The following is an 11,258-nucleotide window of genomic DNA, read 5'->3' as shown; positions in this document are numbered from 1 at the left end:
TAAATAATAGTATAATTATGTATAAATTGATCGTATTTGTTAATGTTTTTTTTATAATTTTTATACATTATTATAAAATACACATGAAGTATAGGCAAAGAAAATATTATGTGGTTTGCACCCGTAGCTCAACCGGATAGAGTATCTGACTACGAATCAGAAGGTAGGAGTTCAAGTCTTCTCGGGTGTACCAAAAAATCTATTCAAGAAAGGATTGTTAATGTATAACAACAATAATTACAATAATACTTATAATAGACAAAGGGGCTATTCTAATTATAGTAACAACCCTATGGGAAATTACGCCTCTAACCAAGGCACGCAAAATTCTGGCTCTATACCTAATACTGCAGGTAATTATAACAATCAAAATGCTTATCCCCAACCTACTTATAGTAATAGGAATAGTTATGGTGGAAATCCTTCTTCCAGAACCCAAGGATATAGTTCCCAAAATTATGGCAATTATAGAAAATCAAGATCACAACAGGGATCTAATTCCTCATATTACGCACCTGGACAATCAAGAAATATTCCCTCCCAAGATTATGATGATAGGAATCAAAATTTAGCAACCTATCCTAATGCTAGATCATATGAGAAAGATCCTAACAAAAGACCATCAAGAAGAGCTTCTGCCTCAAGAGCTAGTGGTTTTTTTTCTCGCTTAAGTAGAATTATAGAAGATGATTACCAAAGAGAAGAAAGCAGACCTCTGTACACTGATAGGTTAGATGATAGAAAAAATTATAGAATTAAACCTTTTGCAAGAGATTTTGAAGAAGAGGACAGACTGGCACGTAAATCACGTAGATATGAAGAAGATTACTATGATGAGGAGGATGATTTTGACGACAGAAGAAATAAAAAATCTAAGAACTTCCGAAGAGATGATGAGGAGGATGATTTTGACGACAGAAGAAATAAAAAATCTAAGAACTTCCGAAGAGATGATGAGGAGGATGATTTTGACGACAGAAGAAATAAAAAATCTAAGAACTCCCGAAGAGATGATGAGGAGGATGATGATGATGATTTTAACGACAAAAAAGCTAAAAAACTTAAGCAACCTGAAGACTTTGACTATTTTGATGATAAAGAGAGTCAAGACAAAAAAAAGAAACTAAAAAAAAAAACTTTTGGAATTTTTTAAGCAGGAAGGGGTAAAAAATAAACAGCTAAAGGTATCTTATCTTAAAGAACAGTTTAGAAAACTAAAACCGCAAATTTATACTAAAAAAATTAAAGCTTTATTTCTTGTAACTCTAGCTTTTTTCACATCTATAATTATTTATGGCTATGTTATTAGTTATATTAATCCTACTAAGATTATTCAAAGTTATTATATTGATGGGATGTCTTTAGAAGTTTTTGATAGTAAAAAAGTTTCACTTTATTATACCAATTTTGCTTTAGAAAATATTGCTACAGGAAATTCTCTTTTAAAATCTAATCTCTTATCAGCTATGCTTTCTATGCATAATCTATTAGAAGAAAAAGATACTTGTAAAGTTTACAGTACCTCTAAGGGAAATTCTGAATGCAAGTACTACTATCCTAATTTTTTACATACTAAATTCTTTATAGAGAAAACTATGGCTCTTAATCCTTTACAAAAGTTTATAGTTTTAAAATGGTTTATTGATCATTTTCCTCTATCTAATTTTTTAGAATTTTATTTTAATTTTACTTATTACGGTAGCGGTTTATTAGGCATAAATAATGCCAGTGCAGCTTATTTTAAGAAACCTTACACAGAATTAACTGTTGCAGAAATAGCATTTTTATTAGAATTAGCTTATAAAAATAATAATATTTTTTATGATTATACCCCAAATCTTATTACTAAAAATGCTATTATTGATCAAATGAAAAAAGATGATTTTATTAGTATAGAAGAGGCTACAGTTGCTAGAAGTACTACTTTTAAAGAAATAGAACTAAATACTAATCTCCATTACTCGTTACTGGATAATCTACTAACTCAGGGAGTACATTATCTGAATAGAAGTTCTGTTATTAATATTAATACTTACTTATCTGCTGAAATATCTACTATAGCTTCTAGCATTGCGATAAATACTTTATCTGCCTATGATATACCAAATAGCTCAGTTATTATTTTTAGAGATGGATTACTTGTTACTAGTTTTACCCAAGCAATAGATGAAAATCACTCTACTTATTACTTAAGAAAATTACCTGATTTTATCAGTCCGCTAGCTTTTAAACCTTTTTTATATTTAATATCTTTAAATAATAGAATCCCTATCCCCTCTTCTTTATTAAATAAAGACTATCAAACTCTTATAACTGATTATTATTTATTTAAAGGAGATCAATCCAAAAAAGAAAATGTTGACCTTTTGAATTCTCCTAATATTGCTAAAATTATTAGGAGATTCTCTTTATTAGAGAAGAGTTTATTTTCTAAAACTCAACAAAAAATCTATGAGGACTTTTTTAATACTTTTAATTTAAGTATTTTTACAGAAAAAACAATGCCTAAAAATATGCCTACTTATACCTACATAGGAGTACAAGGAAATATTAAAGATGCTGCAAATTTAGTATATGCTTTTGCAAATAAAGGTTTGTCCGGGGATCATATTTATTTAAAAAATATTAATAGTTACTATTTTGATAAATATACCCAAGAGGAAATGCTAAATACTAAGAATTTGGAAACTATAGATTCACAAATTAGTGATTTTGAATTTACTAGTTCTAAGGAAAAAATAAAAGTTATAACAGATAAAAATATAGCTTTTGCCTATTCAGGTAATTATGTAATAATAACGTGGTTAGGAGATATTAATAAAACAGCTGAAGAGAATTATGCTACAAATTATAGCCCTATTAATAGATCTATGATTAAGCAAATTATTAAATCTCTAAAATAAGTATTTATATAGTTAAAGACTTATGATATAATTTTTAGTATATAAGTTAAGTAGATTTAAATGATAAATAATGTGAATTATAAGCTAACTTTAGTTCTAATGTTAGGGCTAATTTTTAAACGTGTGCCGTTATTTTTATTACAACCTATTTTTGGTTATGCAATAAAAATAATGTGGCAAAAGCATCCAGGGATTTTTGAAAGACTAAGTCAATATTCTCATGCTACTTTTATTATTAATCCTATAGACTTACCTTTTGTATTTTATTTAAAACTTAGTTCTATTAACCCTACATTAAAAGCCATTAGACGTACTGAAAAATTTTATGCCAATGCTACAATTAGTGGTACTTTAGAAAATTTACTAGCTCTTTTTGAAGGAAAAATTGACGGAGATGCAGCATTTTTTTCTAAAGATTTAGTAATAGAGGGATCTACTACTTTAGTAGTAGCCTTAAGAAACGCTATAGATAGTGAAAATGTAGATATTATTAAAGATTTAGCTACAGGCTTCGGAAAATTATCTACACCTATGGAAACTTCACTTTTTAAAGCTTTAGGAATTTATCAAGCAATTTCTAAAGATCTCAATACCCTTAGTACTGCTTTATTAGCAGAAACTAACCAGACTATAACCAACCACGAACAAAAAATTGCTAATCTGGAAGATTTACTACATAATTTAAATAAAAAAATGGTAGTAAGTTTTAGACAACCTGTTCGTAGAAAAGCCGATTACAAACCAATTGAAAATCAAGAACTTAATAAGGAGATAACTGATGAGCACCTATGATATGGAATTAATATGTCCTGCAGGAACACCGGCGGCTTTAGAAGTAGCAGTAAAAGAAGGAGCTCATTCAGTATATTGTGGCTTTAATAACGCTACAAATGCAAGAAATTTTCCAGGTTTAAATTTTTCAAAGAATGAGTTAAAAATGGGAGTAGAACTTGCTAGTGATAATAATTCTAAGGTTTTAGTAGCTATTAATACCTACCCCACCGCAAACAACGTATCTCTATGGCATAAAGCCATTGATGATGCTGCTTCATGCGGAGCTTATGCTGTTATTCTAGCCGATATCGGTCTTTTAGCCTATGCCCAAAAAAATCATCCTCAACTAAGACGTCATCTCTCAGTACAGGCTACAGCTTCCACTGCAGAGGCTATTAATTACTTTAGAGAAACCTATGGAGTATCTAGGGTTGTTCTTCCGAGAGTAGTTAGCTTACAGACTATTTATGATATTAACAAACAAGTTAACGTAGAAACTGAGGTGTTTGTCTACGGAGGGTTATGTGTTATGGCTGAAGGTAAGTGTTCTTTATCTTCTTATGTTACAGGATTATCACCTAATAAGGAAGGAGTATGTTCTCCGGATTCTCATGTTGAATACGTAGATAGTGGTAAAGAATTATTAAGTAAATTAAACGGTAGTACTATTAATAAATTTAATAAAGGTGAGGCTCCAGGATATCCTACGATTTGTAAGGGTAGATTCATAGCTGATGGTGTATCTTCTTATTTATTCGAAGAACCTTCTTCTCTGAGTATAGTAAATATGTTACCTGATTTAGCTAAAGCTGGGGTAAAAGCACTTAAAATCGAGGGGAGACAACGTAGTAAAGCTTATGTTGCTTCGGTGGTAAGAGCTTTTAGAAAAGCTTTAGATGCTATTAATAATGAAGAAGCTTATGATCCCCAAGAATTAATTGCTCTTTCCGAAGGAAAAAGTAATACCTCAGGAGCTTATGCGAATAAATGGTTATGACATTCTCTGCAACTCCTAACTATAAACTCACTTTAGGTCCTTGTTTATTTAACTGGAAAGTCAATGATTGGCGAGATTTTTATTTTCAGATTGCTGATGAATCTTCAATAGATGAGGTATATTTAGGGGAAGTAGTCTGTTATAAAAGAGATCCTTTCTTTAAACCTGCTATTGATGAGGTAATTACTCGCTTGGAAAAAGGTGGTAAGAAAGTTATTCTCTCTACTTATTTCTTAATGTTAGGAGATAAGGAGATGAATAGAGCTAAAGATTTTATTAATAAATACGATGAGGGGTATATAGTAGAAAGCAATGATGTAGGAACCCTAGGGTTACTTAAAAATAAACCCTATGTAGTAGGACCGGGGATTAATATTTATAATGAAGAATCCCTCAAAGTATTACTAGAACAAGGAGCTATAAGATTTTCTCTACCCGGAGAGTTAAGCAAGCACACTGTTGAGGTATTAGCTCAAGCTAATACCCAAGAAACGGAAATTCAGATTTTTGGAAGATTACCATTAGCTATCTCTGCTAGATGTTACCATGCTAGAATTCATGGTACTGGTAAAAGTAATTGTGGTTATATTTGTGAACAAGATTATAACGCTAAATCCCTACAGACTTTAAGTGGGCAGAATTTCTTAGCAATTAACGGCACTCAAACTATGTCTTATACTTATGTTAATTTACTATTTGAATTAGAAGATTTACAAGATATGGGAGTGAATGTTTTTAGAATTTCCCCTCATTATATGGATATGGTAAAAATTATTCAATTATATAAAGATGTGTTAGATAAAAAAATAGATCCATCAATTGCTTATATTACACTTGAAAAATTAGTACCTAAAGGCGTTGAATTCTCTAACGGATTTTATTACGGTATTGCAGGACGTGATTATACTAAAAATATAACAGCAAGTATTGAATAAGGTATTTATTAAATAATTTTTATGAAAACTACTAATAAATATTTTCATAAAAGTAAATGCTTAAATATAATAGACTAAACGGTATGATTAATAAGGAAATACCTGTGGACTAGGAAGAATGGCCGAGCGGCTTAAGGCGCACGATTGGAAATCGTGTTTAGGTTAACCCCTAACGAGGGTTCGAATCCCTCTTCTTCCGCCATCTAGTGTATAAACATAATAAACTACTTACTTTATTAACCAAATATTCTGAACTCACTATTAAATAAATAGTTATACATTAATTACTAAAAGTAACTTTGGAATATTTTGTGTTAAGAAAAAATATATAAGTATCTAGAATGCTTAATGTGTAATTTTATATGGTGTCCAAGCTTTTTATGATATTTTATTATTATGTTACATAAAGATTCCTTCTTAAAAAATTATCTTCATATAGCAAAAGCTATATCTTTTCTTGATAAAACCCCTAAGAATCATAAAATATCTCCGAATTTCTTAGCAGATTTCCTAAATATAAGTGTAGATACTTTAGAAAAAATATGTAAAGCTTTTGCAAATATTACTCCGCAACAATTAATAGCTTTTTCCAAACCTTTTTCTCTAAAAAAAATACTTACTAATGATCTCATTACTTTAGCTAATCCTACTATAGAATTGATAGTAACGCCTCTAACTATAGATAAAATTGTTTATGCTAATCATCCTACCCCTTTAGGAGTAGTATTTATTGCCTTAATGCAGGATAAAATCTGTTATTTAGCTTTTGTAGAGAATAATGAATTACGTAAACCCCTAACATTACTACAACAACTTTACCCTAAAATGACTCTTCATTTAGATACTCTAGTAACTCAAAAAATGATAGAAAAGATCTTCTTTAATTCTCCTAACAACTTAGCTAAATTATCCCTATTTGTAAAAGGCACACCTTTTCAAATAAAAGTGTGGCAAACTTTATTAGGTATTCCCTCAGGTTTTGCACTAAGTTATGAAAAACTAGCTCAATTAGTAAATAATAATGTACAAACAACGAGAGCTACTGCCGGCAGTGTTGGGAAGAATCCTATTTCCTTATTAATTCCTTGCCATAGGGTTATTAAGAAATCAGGAGAAACGCATAAATATTTATGGGGAAATAACTGTAAAAAAATTCTCTTACTCTATGAATTAGGAAATGCTAATAAGCTTTAGTTTTCCTATATAACTTACAATCTACTATTTGTACCTTTGATATTACTTAAAATTACAAGAATTTGCTTTAGTACTTTTAGTAAAAATTAGCAATACAAAAAATATCACAGCAATACTAATACTAAATAAATAAAGCCCACTATATATTTATATTATATATCGGATAAATAAGTAGAGAAATTATAACAACAATACTTGCCGTTATAAAGCCCTCACAATTTTACTATTTTATGATTTTTATAGTATTATTTTGATGCACAATCACTACTTTTACTATGTAATAGTAAGCTAACAACATTATTATATAAATAATACAATAAGTTATCAGCATCTAGCTAGGCATAAATATATTTACAAGCATCAAAGCGAATAATATTCCGCTGATTTGCCAAACTTACATGATTACTCTAAGTAAAGAATTTTCCTTTACAAGAGGAAAAGATAAGTTAAGTTTTCTAAGGTTAGCTGGGGTAGTCTTTATCTCAACAAAGAAAATATTGTGCCTTCCCAAACCATCAAGAGATTTGATAATCAACTTAGCATTAAGATTATGAATAAAGCTAAGTGCTTCTTCTCTGATCTATATTTGAGCATATATAATTTGAGAAAGAGAGATACTTTATAGAATGTTCTCGCATGAAATCTTTATTAATGGTAGTTTCAATAGTAATTTTGGATAAATCACAAAAAAATTTAATCCCCAGAGCTAGAATTTTCTCTAACAATTAGGATTTATCATATAAAATCACACAGGCAGGAGGAGTGTGAGATATTTGTTGCAGAAAATAAATTTTAATTAAATTAACCAAATTAGCTCATACTCCTGCTCTCAGAAACATCCTAACCTTCCCTTAATCCGACGATTACTAAAGCATATTTTACTTTTTTACTAAACTTTCCCATATTTTGTACTCCGGCACTGATGAAATTTCAAGAAGGATTTAATTTATATAAGCTAGAAATACAGAAACTACGGTAGCTAAAAGAGGGCTTGGAGTTACATTATGCATTACATTGGGGTGTTGAAACTTTACGGTACCGAAAAATATTTTTGCTACTTCTTCTACGACTATTTTTTATTTTCTGTAAACTACGGAATAGTTGCAAAAACCTACAAAAACTCATAATTGTTATCTAAGCTCCCTAAGTATGGATTATCATTAAGCTTATTCCCTTTCTTTTTGGAAATATTTGATAATATATCCCTAATATCCTCAATCAAAACCTCAATATTAATTTATTTGAGCTTAAGTAACATATTTCTCCTACCGGTTATAATACTTTCATAATTAGAATTATAATTATTGCTATCTTGTTTCATTGCTAATGTTTCTTATAAGTTTGAGTATAAACATCTATATATTAATTGTACCCTAATATTAAATCATCCTATCTTTATCCTAAGAAAACTTGTGGATTATTAACAAAAACAGATCCTAAATCGTATCTGTTCAGCCATAACTCAATATTATTTATAAAGAAATCATTGTGTTTTGCTAAGAACTTGGCTAAAAATAAGCTTTTTGAGAATAAATATCTATAATCTTACTATCCTGTGTTTGTTTCCTACTATACTGTACTAAGGGATAAAATTCTTCTTTGCTAATAGAATAGCTTTTGAAATATTTTTATTTAGCTCTAAAACTTTACTTCTAACATGTGTAGCAATGAATTGACGATTGATTATCTCAGCTTGTTCTAGAATAAGTTACATGCTTTAGTATTATGGGCAACTTGACAGAAGAAAGAAAATCCCAGAAATGATCTTTCCTAGCATTAAGCTCTTTATTTAAAATAAATTGTTATAACCTGAGAGCAAACTTTTAATCTAATTGACTTTACTTAAGAAATTACTTCTAAAGTTTTGCTTTAAAAGTAATTTCTTAATGTTAATATTTTAGTTTTAATGTGTAGCATAGGATTAAATTATTAGTAATTTTATGTCTTTATTTCGTTATACTAACCTTAAAATTAATTTATTACTTTTAAAGTATTTTCTTGTCAGAGGTTAAATATTTAGTATTTTTTATATCTTTTATAAGTACTAAATACATCATTGCTAACAGATATTCTTAGCTTCACCTTAGTGCTTTAAAAAATATATCATTTTAAAAAAATAATGTTTCTTTGATTGGCTACTTTTTCAGATTATAATAAAAAGAATTGTAGCGGGACAAATTTAATGACACTTTAGACCAAATTAAATGGCACAAATCTTTTAGAATAGCTTAAAAATAATTGTCAAGTATTTATTTATATTTTTAAAATTTTAAGATATTTATGATTTTGGGTATACTTATTGTTATATAATGGGTCAACATAAGATTAATAACAATGAAACAAACCTCTTATCGTAAGGATATAACAGGCTTACGAGCAATTGCAGTATTATCTGTATTAATATTTCATATCTTCCCTGATTCTCTTGTTGGAGGCTATTTAGGTGTTGATATGTTTTTTGTAATATCAGGATACCTTATAACTTTTACTTTAATTACCGAAAAACAAAGAACTGGAACTGTATCTTTAATTGGATTTTATAAGCGTCGTATCTTTAGAATAGCGCCTGCTACAATCTTTATTATCTTAATAACTGTACTGTTAGCTAATATTTTTATGAATTTTGAAGATTTAGCTAAAGCCTCTAAAAGTGCTATTTTTTCTGTCTTTGGTTTTGCTAATGTTTACTTCTATAAATATTTAGATACTTCATACTTTGCATCTGATGTTTCTTTAAATCCACTTTTACATTTATGGTCTTTAGGTGTTGAAGAGCAGTTTTACTTTATATTCCCTCTACTGTTCATATTTCTATCTAAATATAAAAGGCTATTCTTTATTTTATTAGTTATTGTAGGAATTATATCTGTAATATGGGCTTCTATAATAGTTAAAACTAACCCTATGTTTGCTTATTATATGTTACCTACTCGTGCCTTTGGATTGATATTAGGATGTCTATCTGCTTTATATGTTACTGAATATTATAAAAATATTAATCATAAAATTGCTAGTATTTTATCTATTATTTCTGTAGGATTAATATCTATAGGATTTATAATTCTTTCTAAAAACTATAACTTACCTAATTATTTATCTTTAATTGTAGTAATTCCTACTGCTTTATTAATTATTATAGGTTTTAAAAATCAAACCTTTATTCATAAGGCTTTAGGTAGTATTTATTTAAAACACATTGGATTATGGTCATTCTCTATTTATCTAATACATTGGGTTATACTGGCTTTTTATAAATATATTAATGGATTACATATTACTTTAACTGCTGGTATTACTATATTTATAGCATCTATTTTGTTAGGTGGTTTTTCCTACTTATTTATTGAACAAACTTGCAGATTTAAGCGTTGGAATATTGCTTTTGCAATTGTAATCTTTATAGTTATTCCTTTCTCAATACTGCAAACCAATTACTATTATGCTAAACGTGGAGGTGTAAAATATGCAAATATAACTCCTAAGTGGCCAATAGATGAATACACTTGCCGGCAAAAGACTAAAGAGTATGTAAATAAAAATAATGACTTATTTAAAGCTAAATGTACTCATAATGCTAAAACAGAATCAAATATAATATTATGGGGAGATAGCAATTCTTACCACTATATTCCTGCATTAAATATTATTGCTAAAAAACTAGGATTTGGTTTTAGAAATATGTCTCACGATGCTTGCCCTGCTTTAACAACAACCAATAAAGAAAACTATATTGCTCAAGATGATAATATGGGAGGTGCTTGTGATTACAATTCTGCCAAAGCTTATGAATTAGCTAAACACTACGATATTGTGATTTTAAGTAATTCATGGAGTAATATTTATCATAAAAGTGATGAACATATTTTAAGAAAAGAGCTAGATAAAACCTTAAATGATTTATCTAAAACTGCTAAACTAATCTTAGTTTTAGGCAATATTCCTATGCCTGATAATTTAGACTTAAACAATATTCTTACCCAATCTAAAATAAATAATAATAACAATAATATAGATGGAAACTTAAATACCGAGATATTTAATAAAATTAACCTTTAGTATTAACTTTAAGAATAATCTTTAAGCCTCTGTGGTGGAACTGGTAGACACGGCAGACTCAAAATCTGTTTCCTGCAAAGGAGTAGGAGTTCGATTCTCCTTGGAGGCACCATACTAAAACTCTCATACCTATAAAAACTCTATGATTTTAGGGTTGTCAAGGGAAAAATAAAATATTTTAAAATGTTGATTTTGTGGGATTTATGGATTAGTAGAAAATTGCTCTGTTACAATTCTGCTACAATGCCGGTTAAAAATTAAGCTACTTATTGTAGCGGGACAAATTAAATGGGAATTTGGGCAGTTTTAAACGGGATAGATTTTTACAAATAGAATCTATTTATTAAGTAAGTAAATAGGAGTTAGGGGATGAATAAGGAAGAGTTAGTTAGTGCTATT

7 protein-coding genes and 3 tRNA genes are annotated in these 11,258 nt (G+C 28.9%); all 10 read left to right on the top strand.

Annotated elements, in window-relative coordinates; translation table 11 throughout:
• Window positions 1–117: 117 nt before the first annotated feature.
• Window positions 118–193 (top strand) — tRNA-Arg (locus tag ACQCX0_RS02635).
• 27 nt (window positions 194–220) lie between these two features.
• Entirely contained in the window at window positions 221–1,153 is a 933-nt protein-coding gene (locus tag ACQCX0_RS02630; protein WP_462562614.1) for a hypothetical protein, read from the top strand.
• Window positions 1,140–2,903, top strand: a complete 1,764-nt coding sequence (locus ACQCX0_RS02625; protein WP_462562613.1) for a transglycosylase domain-containing protein — start codon at window positions 1,140–1,142, stop codon at window positions 2,901–2,903. Before ACQCX0_RS02630 ends, ACQCX0_RS02625 begins: the two co-directional genes overlap by 14 nt.
• A gap of 60 nt (window positions 2,904–2,963) precedes the next feature.
• Window positions 2,964–3,695 (top strand): ubiquinone anaerobic biosynthesis accessory factor UbiT, encoded by a 732-nt coding sequence (ubiT, locus tag ACQCX0_RS02620; protein WP_465029870.1) that lies wholly within the window; start codon window positions 2,964–2,966, stop codon window positions 3,693–3,695.
• Complete coding sequence (gene ubiU / locus ACQCX0_RS02615; protein ID WP_462562610.1) at window positions 3,682–4,674, top strand: ubiquinone anaerobic biosynthesis protein UbiU; 993 nt, start codon at window positions 3,682–3,684, stop codon at window positions 4,672–4,674. Before ubiT ends, ubiU begins: the two co-directional genes overlap by 14 nt.
• Entirely contained in the window at window positions 4,665–5,609 is a 945-nt protein-coding gene (gene ubiV, locus ACQCX0_RS02610) for a ubiquinone anaerobic biosynthesis protein UbiV (RefSeq protein ID WP_462562608.1), read from the top strand. The genes ubiU and ubiV overlap by 10 nt, the downstream gene beginning before the upstream one ends.
• Before the next feature lie 112 nt (window positions 5,610–5,721).
• Window positions 5,722–5,811 (top strand) — tRNA-Ser (locus ACQCX0_RS02605).
• A 194-nt stretch (window positions 5,812–6,005) separates the two neighbouring features.
• On the top strand, window positions 6,006–6,803 hold the full coding sequence (locus tag ACQCX0_RS02600) for a methylated-DNA--[protein]-cysteine S-methyltransferase (protein ID WP_462562607.1): 798 nt from the start codon (window positions 6,006–6,008) through the stop codon (window positions 6,801–6,803).
• Between the two features lie 2,334 nt (window positions 6,804–9,137).
• Complete coding sequence (locus ACQCX0_RS02595) at window positions 9,138–10,859, top strand: acyltransferase family protein (RefSeq protein ID WP_462562605.1); 1,722 nt, start codon at window positions 9,138–9,140, stop codon at window positions 10,857–10,859.
• 25 nt (window positions 10,860–10,884) lie between these two features.
• Window positions 10,885–10,971: transfer RNA gene (locus tag ACQCX0_RS02590), tRNA-Leu, on the top strand.
• Window positions 10,972–11,258: the final 287 nt, after the last annotated feature.

Source organism: Candidatus Hepatincolaceae symbiont of Strigamia maritima, assembly GCF_055505085.1.
This window is presented reverse-complemented; position numbering and strand designations above follow the sequence as displayed.

Excerpts from the sequence above, each read along its gene's own strand:
- ACQCX0_RS02630 (WP_462562614.1), top strand. The coding sequence starts at position 221 with ATGTATAACAACAATAATTACAATAATACTTATAATAGACAAAGGGGC.
- ubiT (WP_465029870.1), top strand. The coding sequence starts at position 2,964 with ATGATAAATAATGTGAATTATAAGCTAACTTTAGTTCTAATGTTAGGG.
- ubiU (WP_462562610.1), top strand. The coding sequence starts at position 3,682 with ATGAGCACCTATGATATGGAATTAATATGTCCTGCAGGAACACCGGCG.
- ubiV (WP_462562608.1), top strand. The coding sequence starts at position 4,665 with ATGGTTATGACATTCTCTGCAACTCCTAACTATAAACTCACTTTAGGT.
- ACQCX0_RS02600 (WP_462562607.1), top strand. The coding sequence starts at position 6,006 with ATGTTACATAAAGATTCCTTCTTAAAAAATTATCTTCATATAGCAAAA.
- ACQCX0_RS02595 (WP_462562605.1), top strand. The coding sequence starts at position 9,138 with ATGAAACAAACCTCTTATCGTAAGGATATAACAGGCTTACGAGCAATT.